The following is a 17,039-nucleotide window of genomic DNA, read 5'->3' as shown; positions in this document are numbered from 1 at the left end:
TTCGAACCCTGGGCAAAGAGCATCCAGGCCTCTTGAACACGCCCTGAGAGCCTTCAGTTCCCTGGCCCGACCCATTTCGCCCACCAAGTCTCACCCCCCACAGAAGGCGCACACCCCAAAACCCGCTGATCTTGGGTTGTCAAGTCAGGGGGTATGAGAAATGCGGGCTAAAGGAAGTACTCCAACCCTGATAGCGGACCTCTTTGCGGACCAGGAACCTTGGGGGGCTGCTACCCTTTACCCTTGCCCCCAGGCACCTCACTACTGCCCACCTTCAACAACCGCCTGCACTCGCCCAGCAGATAACCCGCCTGCACATACGGATCATGGCTGATGTCGCTCCACAGCACCCGTCCTTCGCCATCCAGCAGGAAGGTTCCGTGCATGGGCTTGTTCAAGAAATCATCATGGCACTTCCAGGCTTTGAAAGTGCTCAGGCTCGAGTCAGAAAGGATCTGAAAGGGGAGGTCGGGATCCAGCTCTGATTTGCCTCCTAGCGTCAACGCCAGGTCTGAAACAGGATCCGTGCTGACTGTGAGCAACGAAATGCCTGCGAGATGATAGGATGGCACATGAGGCCGGAACTTCTGCAGCTGCTCCACGCAATGGGGGCATCCGCCGCCCAGGAAGAAGATGACCAGCACGGGTCGGCCACGATAGGCAGCCAGATCCACGACGGAGCCATTCTTGTCCGGCAGTGCGAGGGGCGGAGCCATCGGTGCCAGCCAACCATACTTGGCTTCTTCGGCTGCTGTTGCCGCATCGGCCCCCGGGGAGGCTGTCTGTACCGCGCCTGGGTTCTTGATGTTCTCCAGCGCCGCCAGCAGAGGCTTGGAGCCGGGTTGTTTTCCCAGTGCCTCCTCCAGCATGGCGATGGCTCCGTCTTTGGCCCCGGCGGCCGCCACCTTTGGTGCCAGCACCAAGGCAGGCACGTCCACCACATCTTTCAAAAAGGGAGACACCCGGCCCTGGCACAGATCTGCAAAAGCATCGGCGCCACGCACCATGCGAATCGCGAGCGGCCCATGGCGGTTGAGATAGGGGGTGGCCTGCACCAGGTCCGCAGTCTGCTTCAAAGAAGGACGCAGTTTGACCAGTTCCGCGCGCCGTCCTGAACCAGCGGCGGCGAGCATGCCGAAGTACTGGCTGTGCAGCTTCTGCACCAGCCCGTCAGAGTTCGTGGTGATTTCCTGCATCCATGTTGCCAGCCCCGCCCAGTCGCCAGTGGCCATCATGAGCTGGGCCCGTAGTTTAAGGCCTTCCAGGTAGATGCCGGACGGGTCATCATCCACCGCCTCCAGGCCAGTGAAGCCGGGCTTGCGGGCCTGACCAAGCAGGCTGCTGGCCGTATCCAATGCCGAAGCTGCCGCGCCGGAGTGATAGAGCGTCCAGGCCAGCGAGGCGCCCCGGTCCCATCTCTGCTGGGTCTGACCGGTGGTTTCCAACGCAACAGCTTCGTACGGTGCCTTTGCCTGGTAGGCGACCTCAAGGTGGCCCATGGCCCCGCGGAGATTCCCGGCGGCGAGCAGAGGGTCGGCCGCGAGCCGTTGCATGGCTGGCTGAGGCCACTTCTGCACCAGTGTCTCCACCCGTGAGGAGGCGCGGGCCGGATCCGTCTTCGTCCACAAGAGCACCGTGTAGGGCAGCAGGATGTCGCCGCCCGGTTGCTTCGTCCAGGCCAGCAGTTGGGCATCGGCTAACTCGACGTTCTTCACAGGGAGTCCGGACACATGTGAGGCGAGCATGCGGTAGCGCAGCGCCATGGCCAGGGCTCCTGGCAGGGGCTTGCCTGACTTCTGTGTGGCTTCAATGCCATCGGCCAGGGTGATGAGCCGGTCTGATAGATCGCGGGATTGTACGGTTTGGAAAAGGGCGCGATACAGATCGTACCATGCTGCCTCGGGCCTGCCTTCTGCGGCGGCAGTTCCTTGATCCAGAAAATAGAGGGCCCGGGAGGGCAGCTTCTCATTGGCAATGGCCAGCCCCAGCCAAGCGGCGGCGCATTTTGCATCCAGCCGCGCGGCATCGCGGAAACAACGTTCGGCCGCTGTGTCGTCCAGCGCATGCAGGTGTCGCACGCCCTCCACGAGCCGCGCCTTCACCTCTGCGGAGACGCCTGTCATTGCCCAAGGCAGGAAGGCGGCCCGCGGGCCGGGATCAGGAATCACGGGCAGGTCGAACGGTCCATTCCGAAAGGCCTGTTCCTCGTTGGCAGGTTTTTGAAACTCTTGCTCCCGCTGCCAGGCCATGGCGGAAAGACAACGCCAGGCGGGCGGCGGCTCGGCGGCAGTTGCCGCCAGCGCACCGGCTCCCCAGCAGAGGGCGAGAGGTAGCCGCCGGAGCTTCCGGATCAGTAACGACATGGAGTTATTGGACGAAGACATCATCATTGGTGAAAAGTTCGCGATCAGGCCCGGCAGAGCGAATCTCCATCACCTTGGCGGTCACGGAATGGAACCAGTAAGGGGTGCCCCATTCGTCCACCAGCTTTCCGTCCTGGATGGCGGGGCAATCCCTGGGCAGCAGGGCGGTGCGCTTTTCGTTCCCGCCCAAGATCGCGGCCACGATGTCCTCGTTCTGGCCGGAGGGATTGCCGCCAAAACCCTGGCGGTACACATACAGGATCTGGTTCACCGCCTCAATTCGCGCCATGGTGTCCAGGTCATTTCGGGTGAGCTGGGCGGCCAGTTCAGGCGCTGATGGGTGGACGGCTATGGGCCCCAGGTCCACCACTGGCTGGGCAGGTTTGGGAGCTTCTGCGATGGGTTTGCCGGGCATGGCAGGCGAGGCCGAGTCCGGGGAGGATCGGATTATAAATACCGCCACCACTGCAGCAACAGCGATGCCGGCAATGATCAACAATAACGTGCTCCGCGACTTTTGAGAGGAGGGCATGGCAGCTAGTAGAAAGAAAAGAAAAGGCCCCGGCAACCATTGTTTGCCGGAGCCTTGGAGGTTTCAGAAATCTCAGACGGCGAAGTCCAGGAAATCCAGGTTGGCCGCCGCGCTGGAGGGGCTGTTGAAGCGGCTCAGGTTTGGGAAGATGTTGGCGAGCTGCGCATCGCCCACGCCCAGCCACTTGGCCAGCACAGAGGCGTACTGGTCCACGCTGGAGCTCGGGATCCAGCGACCGCTGGCTCCGGTGGAGTCGATGCTGTTAGTGGCAGCACCGAGCTTGAGCACGGGGAACTTCCCGTACACCCGCTGGCCCTTGACCGCACCGCCCATGACGATGGCGTGTCCACCCCAGGCATGGTCGCTGCCCGCAGAGGAGTCGCCCTTGTTCGCCGTGAAGGTACGGGTGAAGTCGGAAGCGGTGAAGGTGACCACATTGTCGAACACCCCCAGGGAGGTGAGCGCGTCGCGGAAGCCTTTGAGCGTGCAATTGAGGTTGTTCATCAGGCCGGTGTGGCCGCCCGTGTTGCTGCCAGCCGGGATCTGCGTGGTGTGGGTGTCAAAGCCACCCTGCTGGACGAAGAAGATCTGGCGCGTGTTGGCGAGGGATGAGCGGCCGGCGATGAGGCGGGCCACGAGCTTCATCTGGTTGGTGAAGTCGTTGTTGGCATTAAACCCTGAACCCACGAATGCGTCATTGAAGACCGTGTCCAGCGTGCTGGTGCCGGCGGTGGCCCCCGCCGTGCCCTGAAGGGCGGTGCCCACCATGCCTTCTGTGACACGGGCGTTCATGACCACACCATTATAGGCGTTCTCCAGCAGGCTGGCATGGGTCATCTGCAGGATGTTCTCAAACGCCTGAAGACGTCGGCCCTGCTCACCCGTCTTGTAGTTGGCGGCCTGGAAGAGCAGACTGGGGTTGTTCACCGCACTCGCGTAGTTCGTGCCATAACCGCCAAAGCTCACCACCCCGCTGCTAGTCATCACGTAGGGAGCCACCACACCGGTGGGGCTGACCTGGAAGCTGTTCACGCCGGAGATGGAGACCGACATGGAAGCATTCCCCGTGGTGGGGTTGTACACCGGGTCGAGCAGGTCCGCGACACGACCGCCCCAGCCGCTGGTGAAGGGCTTGTCTGGGATGGAGCTCTGCCACTGCACCTGCTGGTCCGAGTGCGAAAACAACTGCGGAGGCTTGGAGGCCGTGGCGTAGTTGGCGCGAGTTACACCGGGCTGGGTGAGGGTGCCAACATTCGCGACGAAGGCCAGCTCCCCGGTGTCAAACATGGTTTTGACGTGGTTGAACTTTGGATGTACGCCAAAGGTGCCCAGATAGCCGCCCAACGGATCGCTTTCAGCAACGTTGGTGGCATTGATCTGGAGGGCATTAAGCGCGGCATTGGCGTTGGCTGTGGGGATGGTGAGCACCCCGCGACCCGCTTCATAGTCGGTACGGGCGGTGCCAGTGAAGGGCAGCAGCATGTTGTTGGAGTCGTTGCCCCCGTTGAGGAAGACACAGACCAGGGCCTTGTAGCCACTGCCGCCGGACTGCGCATTGAGCGCACCCTGCATGAGCTTGAGGTGGGCCAGCGTGTTCACCACACTGGTGATGCCCATGGCGGAGCACCCCGTCTGAACGAGGAACTGGCGGCGGCTGGGCTCATTTTTGCGACGAAACAGTAGATTCATGTTTGGAAGCCTGGAAAAGGTTGGTGGATACTTGAAACAACATCACGCGGAACACGGTCATTTGAGAACGATGGCCTGAGGGGCGCTGACCGCCAGGTAGAGGAGGTTGCGCACCCGGGTGCGGGCATCATTGGTGAAGTTCGTCGGATCCGTCGTGTGCCGGTTGTTGGCCGCGATGAGGTTGACGCCGTCAATGATGGACTGGCGGGGGTTCGGAGCGGCGGCGCTGCCGAACTTCGCCTTCAGATAACCGGAGGTGAAGAGCAGGTCGCACTGGTCCAGCACCACCTTCACCGCTTCGGCATGGGCTGCCTGCTTCTGCGTGGTGCCCGGAGTGGCCGGGACCGCAGCAGGCGCATACTGGGCGGCGAGCGTGGTGGTGTAGGTGTTGGTGTACAGCGTGATCAGGTCGTCGAACTTGGGAATCAAGTTGTCCACCTGGTTGTTGATGTCTCCGGGCTGCGTGGTGGCACCTGCGGGATCGAAGGTGTTCGCGCTGAAGTATCCGGCAGAGACGGCGTAGGTTGGCACGGTGAGTTGCACCCCGGCCGCACTGCGATAGGAGGCGAGGTTCAAGTAGTCGTCGAGCCCGCGACCCGCCTTCACCGTTGGTGGCACCGAGGTGAAGAGGATGTTGTAGTGCGAGTTGACCACGTTCACCACGTTGGACTCAGTAGCCACCTGCAGCTCGGGGGCAAAGAGGCCAGCAGTGGCCAGCGGCCCGGGCATCACATAGTCCGGAAGAAACCAGTTGAACACGCTGGGCGCGCGTTGTGGAGACTGGGTGACGGAGCCTGTGGTGTCGAAGAATCGGAAGCGCACGGCCCCAGCCGGGAACTTGGCGAGCTCTGTGGCCGGATAGGCTGTGGTCACCGGGGACTCGGTGGCGGTGAAGGCCACGGGCATCGTGTTCAGCGCAGCCAGCGGAGAGCCGGTGTAGCTCTTCACAGCGCGAATCATGGCGGTGAAGTGCAGGAGCGGTTCCTTCACCTTGCCAGATGCCACCACGGAATCTGCGGTGTTCAGGTTGCGGGCTTCGTAGTCCAGCAGGATGGCCTTGATCACCTCACCCAGATTGCCGTTGGTGTCCTTGTACTTCTGTGTGACGCGGTACAGGTAGCCGGCGCTGGGGTTCGAGGTGGTAAACCGCTGGATGAGCAGACGGCTGATGAACACCGGGGTGTTCGGGTGGCCATTGTAGGTGCTGCTGGCGGGGTTGCCAGCCAGCGCGTTGAGCGCATCGATCACATCCGCATTGCCTTCCGATTCAGGCGTGGTGTTGTTGGTCCGGGCCGGGATCGTGGTGGCGCCCGCTTTGCCTGCGAAGAGGGTCTTCGCGGCAAAGTCATGGTAGGCGTCGAACATCTTCATGGGGTTCACCCAGGAGGCCTGCCAGAAGCGGTGGCCACCGCCCTGGAAGAAGTTCGTGTTGTCTTCCACGGCACCGATTGCCTGGTTTGTGGCAGTCGGGTAAGTGGGGGCGCCCACCACGGTGGCGTTGCGTTTGCCAAAGCTGAGTCCCGTCATGACGCGCGCCAGTTCTGTGATGTCCGTCTGGTCATAGGTGGAGACAGGCAGGCCGCTCGTGCTGAGCTGGAGGCTGCCGTCCTGGTGGCGCAGGACCAGACCGATGGAGAAGAGCTGCATGATTTCACGCGCGTAGTTCTCATCCGGGCTGATCTGGCCGTTTGCCTTCTGGTTTTTCAGGTGGCTCAGGTAGATGCCCATCATTGGGCTGTAGGTCACGTTCTCCAGGATGGTGCGGTATTTGCCAAACGCGTTTTGCGCCAGCATGTCCCAGTAGTTTGAGGCACCGTAGTGGTAGGTGGAGACCGTGCCGTCATTTTCAGAGATCACCACGATCTCACTCAGGGCGAGGGCCAGACGCTGACGGAGCTGGTCCTTGCTTTGCAGCACCAATGTCCACCACTCACGGCGGCGGTTGTTCTGGAAGGGGTAGTTGTTGTTCCAGATGCTGCTGGCATCCCAGGCCCGGGTGGTGCCGTTCCACTGGGTGGAGTTGCCACCAAACTGCGGATCGTTGCCGTAGGTGACCGGCTTGTTGTTGCGGATGATGAACTCTTCCACATCGGCGGCCTGCACCAGGGTGGTCAGGGATGGTGAGGGCGTCTGGGCCAGATCGACCTGCTTGTTGATCCAGGCCGTGTAGCCGTTGATGGCGTTGTTGCCATTGGCGGCGATGAGGTTTTTCACCTCCTGGATGCTTTCCGGCGTGGGACCATAGCTGGCCTGGGTGAGGAAGCGGGCGATGTCCCGATCCAATGCCGGATTGTTGTTCACTCCACTGGCCGCGAGGTTCGGGAACTCCGTGCTGCCATAGGTGGGGGGAGCCGCAGGTGCCGGAGGCGGCGCGACGGATCCGTTGGCCAGAGCGTAGTTGCCACGGATTTCACCGCTTCCGTAGTTCGCGGTATGAACGTTGATGTAGATGTACCCGTTGTAGAGATTGTCCAACGTGGCCTGATCGGTATTCCATAGAGCCACCGACTCCGCAGTGATGGGGTACACGTGGGCTGTTACCTGGCCAAGCTCAAGGCTCTCAATGATCGGGCCGCTTGCCTGCGGGGTGCCCGCGGGAGCCGCATGCAGGTGGGAGGCACTCTGGAGGGAGGTCAGGTTGTTGAAGGTGGAGTTCACTTCCGCGGAAGTGTTGTCCCCGTTGAGAAGTAGCGTGGCTACGCCAGTGGCGGTGGTCACTGCGCCGCCTTCACGCCCCAGATAGGCCACAAAGAGCTTGCGGTTGGCCGTGGTGTTCGTGGCATCCCGGATGTGTACCGCCTGGGTGTTCCCCAGCTGGGTGGTCACGCTGCCTGTCACCCTGCGGAAGGTGAGGCGCAGCATCTCCGGCACTTCGTTGGCGGTGTCCAGCACCGGGGCGATCTGCACATCGTACTGAGTCGCTGCGGAGGGAATGGTGAAGGAGCTGCCAATGGCGACATTGGCGGCGTCTTTCAACGTGTAGTCACCCGCGGCGGCGGATCCTTTGATGGTGTCTGTGTTGCCAGCCGTGGTGTAGGAGACTGTTAGTGGCATCGTGCCGTAGGAGCGGGTCAGCCGCAGGCGGGCGGTGGTGGCTTCCTTTTCATAAGCACTGGCCGTGACCACGCTGGTGGTGATCGACATCAGGCTGCGCAGGGTTTCGCTGTCAGAGGCGACTCCGCCAGACGCGTTGTTGGGCGAGTTGGCCAGCGTGGCGTTGGTTCCCATGAGCCCCTCGGCCCAGTCAGAGATGCCATCGCCGTCTGTATCCTGGTCTTCGGCCTGCACCCGGTAGAACTTGGGTGCCGTGCCACTGCCCATCGCGACTGTGAAGGTTTGCACGGTGCCGTTGCCGGTCAGCGGGCTGCCTTCATCCGCCCAGGTGGGGCCGTTCGGGGCGGCACTGCTTTGCAGCTTGTAACGCTTGCCCGACTGGGTCTTGGTCGATACCTGAATGTTGGCACCTGAAACCACAATGTTGGTCACGGCCAGGACATCCAGCGAGTTTTTTGGGTCCGTGCCAGCGACGCTTTCCGCCAGATTAGTGACGCCGTCACCATCGTAGTCGCTGGTGAGCGGGTATGAGGAAACTGTGATGCCGTGGCGTTGCTGCCAGACGTCGTCGTAACCATCATTGTTGTAGTCAGTGGCAGCGTACCCGTCAGAAGCGGCCATTCCCAAGGCCACAGCGAACCCAATTTTCACAGACGTATGGAAGCGTGTCATAACCATGTGTTGACGCGTTAGTGGGATTAATGAAAAATAATCCTGCGCTTAGGTCTATGAATTTTGCTTAGAACGGTCAATACATTTTGCGCAGATCTATACGTTTTATATTTAGTATAGACAGACGGGGTCAATTCCCCTTATTTTCAGCGTGATTTATTAACAAAAATCATGAATAAATCGCTCTTCCTCGTCGGCACCGTGGTTGCCGCTGTCACCAACCTCATGGGGCAAGCCCCGTCCACCGTTCCGTCAAAACTGGCGGGATTTCACAAAGTTACTGCGCGCGCCTGGTCCACCACACTGGTGGGGGTCAACTTTGTCCGACCGGTGCTGGCCTCTGGCAAACTCGATGCGGAGGCGGCAAACAGCCTGACCGACAACAACGTTGATTTCAACGTGGCACTGGCGGGGCAGAGCAATCTCTGGGTGGAGATCACCAGTGGAACGAACAAGGGCATCGCCAGCCCGGTCACGACCATCGCCCAGCGGGTGCTCACGACGGAGGATGATCTTTCCAGCTTTTCGGCTCCTGGGGACACCTATGAGGTTCGAGCTGCGCACACGATCACCACGCTGTTTGGAGCCACCAACTCCGCCGGCCTGAAGCCGTGTCCCACGGCCACGTGGAATGGCAGTGCAGACCTGGTCTATGTGCCGGACGGTGCAGGCGGGTACAAGTATGTGTTCTACTCCACGGCGGCGGCTGGTTGGCGTGAGGTAAACAGTGGTGCGGCGGATGCTGCCGGGACACCGGTCTATCACGTGGATGGTCTCTGGATCACCCGGAATGACTTCACGAACCTGACCATCACTTTCACCGGATCGCTGCGGACCACGCCCACGTTCTTCCCGGTCGCCAACGGAACCAACCTCCCTCTCAACACCGTGTATCCCACGGGTTCGACCCTGGCCAACAGCGGTTTGAGCACCCAGGTGCTTCAAGGGACGGAAACCACGGCCGACATTGTGTGGATCCCCAATGCCACCGGTGGCTGGGATCAGTTCTACTATGCCACCGCCTCCCCACCATCGGTGACCGCTGGTTGGAAGCAGGTGGGCCAGGGGGATGTGGACAAGGGCAGCACGCCCTTCCCCTCCGCCTTCAGCTTTGAGCGCCGCGGTGCCACTGCCAACGTCAAGATGGTGCCCAACACCCTCTACAACGGCTTGTGATATAATAATTAATTCTAGGAAACAATTGCTGGAGGCGCGGAAGCTGGTGAAAGCCGGTGCCGCGCCTCCAATCGTTTGGGGAGAGGGCAGAGGGGGAGTCCGCAGATACGGAGCGGGGCACCCGGTGAATTATTAATTAATTCTAGGAAATAATTGCCAATGAGCGGGCTGCTGGGCTGCGGGGGAGGCTGCATCCGAGTTGCCCGGCTGCTCCATCAAGTCCAAACCTGCTGCAGCATCCTGGCTATGGATTGTCCGTGGGTGCGAGCGGTGGCGGTGGCGGTTGGGGTGCGCCTTGCGGTGCTGTCAGGCGACGACGGTTGGCAATGGTGGGCCGTCCGTTGGGATATGGGGTGCGCACTCCCGTTGGAGTGGGCGCTGGACCGCCTCCGGCGACGTTGGACATGGGCGCATTCGGAGCGGCTCCGCCACCCATGGGAGGCGCTCCGTTCAGGGCGGTCATTGGGGCGGGTTGGCCTTCGCCAGCAGGCTCGCCTCCGTTGGCGGCAGGGTGACGCTGGGCTGTTCCGGCTCCGGTCGGGCTGGCCCCGCCGCCTGCTGCCATTTGTTTGAGAAAGGCCTCGTCATATCGGAGGGTGGCTTTTTCACCACCCATCATCACCACAGCATAGGAGTCACGCCGGGTGTCGGCGATGACAGACTCTTCAACACGCATGCCGTTGGCTGCGGGTTCCTGACCACGCAGGCGGGAGCGCTCACGGGTCTTGGTGTTGACGATGACCACCGAGGTGACGCCATCGACGTCGTCGTACATGCTGCCCAGAGCGAGATTTTTGGCAAAAGACTCGCGCTGGATCGCCACGGGGGCGGTCTTCAGCGTGAACGGATTCTTCCTCCAACCGTTTTCGTACCGCTGCTCTGGAAAGGGGGTGGGCGGAGCCCAGGGCTCTGCCGCTGAAAGCCCGGTCAAAAAGCCTGTATGTATCAAGACCCAGGCTGCGGCCTGCATGACGCGCCCCCTGGTCACCAGCGGGATCGCGGTGCCGGTGTGAGAAGCGTTGCGGGGGATCATCATGCCTTGGGATGTCGGGGTCCAACTTTCCGTTGCTACCGCCAATTGTTCCAGTGATTTTGTGGAAAATACAGGGGCAAATTTGGATCAAGGAGGAGGCTCGGGGGCAGGAGCAGGCACAGGATCCGGGGAGGGCGTCACCGGGGTGCCCGGCGGCGGCGTCGCCGGGGGCGTGGGGCTGCTGCTGCCGGAGGGTGTTTCCGCGGGGGGAACCCAGAAGGTCCAGCGTTGTGGCGGGCTGGCAGCCATGGTCAGCCGCAGTTCCATTAGTTGTGGACGTTGTTTGCGTGGAATGGTGGGTGACGTGTTCAGACCCGCTCCCGGCTGCCCGGGAACAGGGGGCTGTCCGCCTGCGGAAGGGTCATCCTGCGCCGGGTTCGCGGTGATAACGCCCAGTGGGTAGAGTTCCAGCCGCTCATTCCACACGGGTTCCCACTCGCCGCTTTGCACGCGGTAGAAACGCCACTCCAGGTTGGACACTTCCTCCAGGAGCTTCAGGCGTCGGCCCACACGATGGTCGCCTTTTTCCCAAGCCAGGGCCTGTGTGGCGGTCATGGACCGGAGGGTGACCGTCAGGTAGCCGTCCACCTGTTCATCTGTCTCGATCACCATCACCTCACTGCCGCCGGCTCCTTGGGTGGAGAAGGCACCTGGCGATCCCTTGAACGTGAGCTGGGACAGGTAGTGGTTGCCCTTCTGCTTCACGCGATGTCGCACCACGGCATTGGCCGGCAGGTTGCGCAAGGTCCGTTCGCAGAACTGGGCGAAGCCATTGACGCGGCTTTCAGCGAGTTGGGCGTCGGTCATGTCGTTGCTCAGCTGGATGGTGGCCCGCACCACCCCGAACACCGCCCCAAGCAGGATGGCCAGGATGAACATGACCATCATCACCTCCAGCAGGCTGAAGCCGGCGGGGCGTCGTCGATGCGGCGGCCCCCATTTCATGGCTGGTTCAAATTGGGAGCGTACAGAGGTGGCCACATCCAGGTCTCCGCCGTCTCTTCACGGTCCCGACCGCCATCATTCCATCTCGCGATGGCTCGCACCCGCATGAGCTGTGGCAGTTCATGCCCCTCCCTGTTGGCAAGCTCCAGGGGCTCGATTTTCACCAGGTAGGACACGCCATTCTCCTCCATCTTTCGTTCCCCGGGGGCGACATGCCCCGAGGGTTGGTTGGGATCGGGCTTCCGAGTGGCCTCTACCAGCAGGCTTTCCAGCCGGGATTGCACTGACAGATCCTCGCGGATGTCGTTCCAGGCGGTGCCAATCCCGTTGATGGCCGCCACCAGGGAAATCACGGCGGTGCTGAACACCATCAAGGCCATGAGAGCCTCCAGCAGGGTGAAGGCCGGGGCGCCTCGCAGGAGGAGGGGTGGACGTGATTTCATGAATCTCCAGGAATGTGCATGCCCTCATCCATCACACGACCGCTCAGCGGATCCACCGTCACCTCCAGCCAGGACGCTCCGAGCTCAAACCGGGCGGTGAGAGGCTCGCACAATCCGCTGGCCGCCACCACCAGGCGCTGCCCGGGGGCGGGGGCGAATTTCTCTGCGCCCCACCGGCGCAGCGTGAGCTTCATGGCCGGGGGCAGTTTCACGCGGCGGATGTAGAATTCATCCTCATCTTTCCGGCGGATGCCGTCTGGATCCTGCCGGTAACGGATGGCAAAACCGGTGGGCTCAAACAGGATGACCTGGGGTTTCTCCTGTAGCGCGGCGCGTCGGACCGCCTCCATGGTCATGCGCTGTAGTTCCATGACCGGCTTGCGCAGCTCCCTTTCCGCAGTCAGACCGCCGAAGCTGTAAATGCACAGGCCCACCAGCAGCGCCATGATAAACAGCACGATACTGATCTCCAGGAGCGTGAAGCCCTGGGGGCCACGACGCACTGGTGGTGAGATGAGCAGGCGCATCGGGCGCAGCGGTGGTCGGAAACCCGGGGAGCCTTACTCCCAGTTGCCAATGTCGTCGTCCGTACCCTCTACACCGTCAGGTCCGAGGGAGAAAATGTCGTATTTGCCGACATTCTTCTTACCCGGATTGCGGTATTGGTATTTATGCTGCCAGGGATCATTCAGCGCATTCTCCGTGGCCAGCTGCATCCATTTTTTGACGCCATCCGGCCGTCTCACCGTGGCTTCCAATCCCTGGGCCTGTGTGGGCAGGGAAAGGTGGGTGGTGCGGTAGCGCAGAAGGATGGTCTCCCATGTCTTTATGTCGGATTCCGCACGAGAAATTTGGGCTCCCTCACTGACGTTTCGCATCATGAACACGCCACTGCCGATGATCAGGGCAATGATGAACATGACGAGCATGATCTCCATGAGGGTGAAGCCAGACTGGCGGCGGGGGATTCTGGGTTGCGTTTTCATCGTAGGTACGAGCGTGTGGGGGAATAAAATCTAAATGGCAGGCTGAAAATCAGCAATCAATCAGGGTGATCAGCGTTGCAGATTGTTGAGCGTGGCCCAGACGACGTTGATCATCATCCACGCCATGGTGCCAACCATGCTGGCCATCACCAGAATGATGACCGGCTGAAGCAGCGCGGTGGCGCGGTCCATGGCCTTGCTCAAATGGCTCTCAAATCGCGTCCCTGCCTTCTGCAGGGCGGTCGAAAGTTCACCCGTCTGTTCACCCACCCGCACCATGTCGATGACCAGCGGGCGCACCACATTGGCTTTCTCCAGCGCACGGCTCAGGGAGCCGCCGTCGGCCACTGCGGCCTCCACGTCACCCAGGCGGGTGCGGAGGAACTGGTTGACGGTGGCCTTGCGAACCAATTCCAATGCGCGGTGCAGCGGCAGACCATTGTGCAGCAGGTTGCCCAGGGTTTCAAGGAATTGGACCTCGAACCGTGTGCGGAGCACGCCACCGTAGATGGGCAGGTTTAGCTGGACGCGGTCCCACCAGGCCTGGCGGCCTTTGTCCTGAAAAAGCACCACGATGGTGAGAACGGTGAGTACCACGCCTGCCAGCAACGCCCACCACCAGGCGATGAAGAAATCGCTCGCGGCCATGAGGACGACGGCAATGCCGGGCAGATCCCCATGCGTGCTCTTGATCAGCACGGCCAGCTTTGGCAGGAGGTAGGTGAGAAACATCACTGCCAGCCCCAGGCCGGAGGTGATGATGAATATGGGGTAGATTAGCGCGGTGGTCACCCGTGCCTGCAGCGTCTGCATCTGCGTGAGGTAGATGGCCTGACGATTGAGGATGGAGGGGAGAGACCCGCTGGCCTCCCCTGCGCCCACCAGATTGCAATAAAGCTCACCAAATGAGGGGGATACATGCTGGAGGGAGACTGAGAAGGGGATGCCGTCCCGCACCTTCTCACGGAGCCGGACGGCCAGCTCACGGACCACCAGTGTACTGCGGTTCTCCATGGCGTGCAGCGCCTGCTCCAGCTGGAGTCCGGCGGCCAGCAAATCGCACAGCTCCTCAGTGAACTGGATGACCTGCGCTTTTTTGAGTTTGATGGGGCCGGTGCCGGGGACTGGGCTGCCGGCGGACCGACCTCCGGCCTTCACGGCGGGCCGCGCATCCGTGTCTTTGCCGGGTTTCCCCGCCTTGACGTTGCCGGATGTTGCGGGTGTTTTTGCTCCCGATTCGCCGGCACGCACGCTGGAGGGCTGCAGGCCGCGGCGGGTGAGCTTGCGCAGCGCGTCCCCGCGATCCATCGCCTCCAGAGTGCCGGAGCTCGCCTGGCCGGCCAGATTCACAGCTTCAAAATGGAAGACGGGCATGAGGGGGTGAGTTCCTTGAACTGCTCGCGTGGCGAGGCGGGTGCCGCGGCTACTTTTTCAGCATCTTGGTCCGCTCATTGGCCTTCTGCTTGGCAGTGCGGGCCGTGGGGATGTCTCCATCCACCGGGACCGGCGCGGGGGCCGCCTGGAGGGGGGCGCTGGTCAGCCGGGCAGGCGGAGCTTGCTGGACGCTGGTGGTGACGGTGGTCGTGGAGCCTTCCGGAGGCAGGTCATTGGACATGCCAGGCGCTCCACCGTTCTCCGGCGTCCAGCCAGGAAGCGGCAGGAAGGGGGAGGTCACACCCTGCCCGGGTGATGGCGGAGTTGCCTCCAGAGGCACATGGATGGTGTCATCCGCGAACTGCTTGTTCACCGGATAGGACTGGGTCTGCTCCACCCACTTGGACTGCGAATTGAGGTGGTCCACGCCGTCGGTCAGAATCTGCGGTTGCACAAAAATCATCAGCTCGCGTCGTTCCTTGCTGTTCGACGTGTTGCCGAAGAGGTGCTTGAGCACCGGTACACGGACGAGGAAGGGCAGGCCATTCTTGTTCTTGCTGTCGCGCTCGGTGATGAGGCCGCCCAGCAGCACGGTGCTGCGGTTGGGCACAATGATGGTGTTGCGCATGCCCTGAACGCTGAGATTGGGGACACGGTTGCCGCTGATCTCGGTGAAGCCAGACACGTCGTTGTTGGTCTGTTCGAAGTCGAGCCGAACCTCGTCATTGGCAAAGATGTGGGGCGTGATGCGCAGTTCGAGCCTGACTTTGACGTAGTCCGTCGTGCTGGCCACGGAGGCACCGTTCACGGTGGTGCCACCGGTGGTCAGTGTCTGCCCGGCGATGGCGAGATCCTGGCCGATGAAGATGTTGGCCTCTTCATGATTCAGAGCGGTCACAGTGGGTTTTTGCAGCACATGGAAGCGCTTGTTCTGCTCAAGCGTACGCAGAAAGACGTTCAAGTGCTTGCCGATGTGGCCATAGACGGCAAGACCCTGCGGTGCGGCGAAGTCTTCAATGCCGCCGAACTTGGTGAAGTCCACCGGCTCCACACCGGAGGTGTTCAATGCCCCGGCAATGAGGCCGTCTTTGCCGACGCTTTCCAGGGTGTGCAGCCAGTCCACGCCAAAGGAGAAGTCATTGCCCAGGGTGAATTCCCCTATCACCGCGGTGAGCAGGATCTGGCGGGGGCGTTTGTCCAGCTCATCGGCCAGCTCGGTCAGCATGCGCAGCTGCTCTGGCGGTCCGCTGGCGTAGAACTGGCTCGCAGAGGGGTCAGCAATGACCAGGGTCTTGCCGATCAATACGCTGCGGGGCTGCACGTCAGCTGGCTGGCTGCTGCCACCGCCACCCCCGCCAAATCCAGCGCCACCGCCAAAGCCGCCACCGCCACCAAAGCCGCCTGACCCGCTGTCGCTCCCACTGCCGCCCATCCCATCGAACCCACTGCGGGAACTGCGGGAAGAGGTGGTGCTCGTGGTGGTCTGGTTGCCGCTGCTGGAGGAGGGGCTGGAACCGCCGCCACCATCATCTTTGGCACCGCGCAACAGCGCATTGCGCGCGACTTCGAGGAAGTCCATCACCTTCAGGTAGCGGAGCTTCCGGGAAACAAACGTCTTGTGCGGAGACGCCGCATCATACTCTGCCACGAGGCTCTCGATGTACTGGATGTCCAGCGGCCGGGCTACCACCAGCAGGGTATTGGTACGGGCGATGGCCTGGATCTTGGCAGGCGTAGCCTCGGCTTCGGTCCCTCCGACGGGCGAGGTGACGTTCACCTGGGCTGCGGCCATGGCAGCGGCGGCTTGCGGGTTGGTCGGTCGCACTGCCTGGGGAGCCACGGGTGCAGGCCGTGGAGCCTTTCCGGAACTGGAGCCGCCTGAACCTCCCTGGCTGCCCAGGCCGAGCAGCTCGCTGATGGCGCTGGCGACATCCTCCGCATCTGCGCGCTCCAGATGAATGGATTTGTGCTTCACCTCACCTGGGGGCACGTCCACCTGGCGGGTCAGGTCGATGTACGCGCGGATGGTGTTGGAGTTCTCTGTGATGATCAGTGCCTTCGCGTTGGGCACGGGGGTGATCTTGCCGTACGGGTGGGGCGGGATGATCTGGGCAAAGGCCTGGGCGGCCTCCTCGGAATTCAGATAGGCCAGTTTCAGGAGATAACTCACCACCTGGTCGGACTGGGGCAGCCCCTCATCGGAGAGGATCATGGGCACGCCTTCGCTGGCGGGGATGCGGCCCCCTTCGTAACCGAGCACCTTGAGCATGTTGTTCCCGCTGGGGACGATGGCATAGCCAGCCAGCAGCAGGGATTTTTCGATGAACTCAATCGCCTCCGGGGTGGGCACCTCTCCGGAGGTCTCAATGGTGACCGTGGCGTTTTCCAGCTTGGGATCGCGGATGATGCGCTTGCCCGTGAGCTGCTGGTAGAACTCCAGCACCTCCCCCAGCGGGGCGGCGGTGAACTGGATGCGATGGCCGCGACCGGAGCGGGGGCCTGGGCGTTGAGTGCTGGTGACGGTGCCGGGGGGCTGCACCGGGGCGGGCTGCGGACGGATGGAGGGCGGGGCACCGCCGGGCACGGGGCCCTGCGCGGGGCTGGGTCCAGAGCCCGGGCCCGTGGGCGGTGGCACGGGCGGCGTGGGGCCGGGAGTCTGGGCGCTGGCCGTCAGCGTCGCCACACTGGCGATGACGATGCAGCCACGCAGCAGCCGGGGGAGGGGCAGGCGGAGATTCATGAAATAATAAGCGGGCGATTTGGGAAGGGGGG

Annotated in this window: 12 protein-coding genes; 1 reads left to right on the top strand and 11 read right to left on the bottom strand. The window is 62.1% G+C overall.

Annotated features, from left to right (window positions below; translation table 11 throughout):
* Nucleotides 1–230 precede the first annotated feature (230 nt).
* From VSP_RS40265 to VSP_RS30395, 4 genes are all read right to left on the bottom strand, one after another.
* Complete coding sequence (locus VSP_RS40265; RefSeq protein WP_157211144.1) at nt 231–2,363, bottom strand: redoxin domain-containing protein; 2,133 nt, start codon at nt 2,361–2,363, stop codon at nt 231–233.
* A 4-nt stretch (nt 2,364–2,367) separates the two neighbouring features.
* A complete protein-coding gene (locus VSP_RS30410; protein ID WP_232289526.1) occupies nt 2,368–2,895 on the bottom strand; it encodes a hypothetical protein in 528 nt (175 codons plus the stop codon).
* Nucleotides 2,896–2,967: 72 nt separating this feature from the next.
* Nucleotides 2,968–4,584, bottom strand: a complete 1,617-nt coding sequence (locus tag VSP_RS30400; RefSeq protein ID WP_009965477.1) for a DUF1501 domain-containing protein — start codon at nt 4,582–4,584, stop codon at nt 2,968–2,970.
* A gap of 57 nt (nt 4,585–4,641) precedes the next feature.
* Nucleotides 4,642–8,289 carry a DUF1800 family protein gene (locus VSP_RS30395; RefSeq protein WP_009965476.1) on the bottom strand — a complete coding sequence of 1,216 codons (3,648 nt, stop codon included), beginning with the start codon at nt 8,287–8,289 and terminating at the stop codon, nt 4,642–4,644.
* 192 nt (nt 8,290–8,481) lie between these two features.
* Here VSP_RS30395 and VSP_RS30390 point away from each other — a divergent pair, with 192 nt between their 5' ends.
* On the top strand, nt 8,482–9,486 hold the full coding sequence (locus VSP_RS30390) for a hypothetical protein (protein WP_009965474.1): 1,005 nt from the start codon (nt 8,482–8,484) through the stop codon (nt 9,484–9,486).
* 244 nt (nt 9,487–9,730) lie between these two features.
* Here VSP_RS30390 and VSP_RS30385 read toward each other — a convergent pair whose 3' ends face one another.
* The 7 genes from VSP_RS30385 to VSP_RS30355 form a co-directional block, all read right to left on the bottom strand.
* The gene (locus VSP_RS30385) at nt 9,731–10,522 is read right to left on the bottom strand and encodes a hypothetical protein (protein WP_009965473.1); all 792 of its coding nucleotides are present in this window, start codon (nt 10,520–10,522) and stop codon (nt 9,731–9,733) included.
* Nucleotides 10,523–10,606: 84 nt separating this feature from the next.
* Nucleotides 10,607–11,464 carry a prepilin-type N-terminal cleavage/methylation domain-containing protein gene (locus tag VSP_RS30380; RefSeq protein WP_009965472.1) on the bottom strand — a complete coding sequence of 286 codons (858 nt, stop codon included), beginning with the start codon at nt 11,462–11,464 and terminating at the stop codon, nt 10,607–10,609.
* A complete protein-coding gene (locus VSP_RS30375; RefSeq protein ID WP_009965471.1) occupies nt 11,461–11,907 on the bottom strand; it encodes a type IV pilus modification PilV family protein in 447 nt (148 codons plus the stop codon). The genes VSP_RS30380 and VSP_RS30375 overlap by 4 nt, the downstream gene beginning before the upstream one ends.
* Entirely contained in the window at nt 11,904–12,434 is a 531-nt protein-coding gene (locus VSP_RS30370; protein WP_009965470.1) for a pilus assembly FimT family protein, read from the bottom strand. The genes VSP_RS30375 and VSP_RS30370 overlap by 4 nt, the downstream gene beginning before the upstream one ends.
* Nucleotides 12,435–12,467: 33 nt before the next feature.
* Nucleotides 12,468–12,893, bottom strand: coding sequence for a type II secretion system major pseudopilin GspG (gspG, locus tag VSP_RS30365; RefSeq protein WP_009965469.1), 426 nt, complete (start codon nt 12,891–12,893; stop codon nt 12,468–12,470).
* Nucleotides 12,894–12,962: 69 nt separating this feature from the next.
* The gene (locus tag VSP_RS30360) at nt 12,963–14,267 is read right to left on the bottom strand and encodes a type II secretion system F family protein (RefSeq protein WP_009965468.1); all 1,305 of its coding nucleotides are present in this window, start codon (nt 14,265–14,267) and stop codon (nt 12,963–12,965) included.
* 49 nt (nt 14,268–14,316) lie between these two features.
* Nucleotides 14,317–17,007: a secretin N-terminal domain-containing protein gene (locus VSP_RS30355; protein WP_009965467.1), complete on the bottom strand. Its 2,691-nt coding sequence runs from the start codon at nt 17,005–17,007 to the stop codon at nt 14,317–14,319.
* Between the last annotated feature and the right edge of the window lie 32 nt (nt 17,008–17,039).

The organism is Verrucomicrobium spinosum DSM 4136 = JCM 18804 (genome assembly GCF_000172155.1).
Lineage (GTDB): Bacteria > Verrucomicrobiota > Verrucomicrobiia > Verrucomicrobiales > Verrucomicrobiaceae > Verrucomicrobium > Verrucomicrobium spinosum.
Note: the sequence above shows the minus strand (reverse complement) of the source record. Positions and strands in the feature narration are given on the sequence as shown.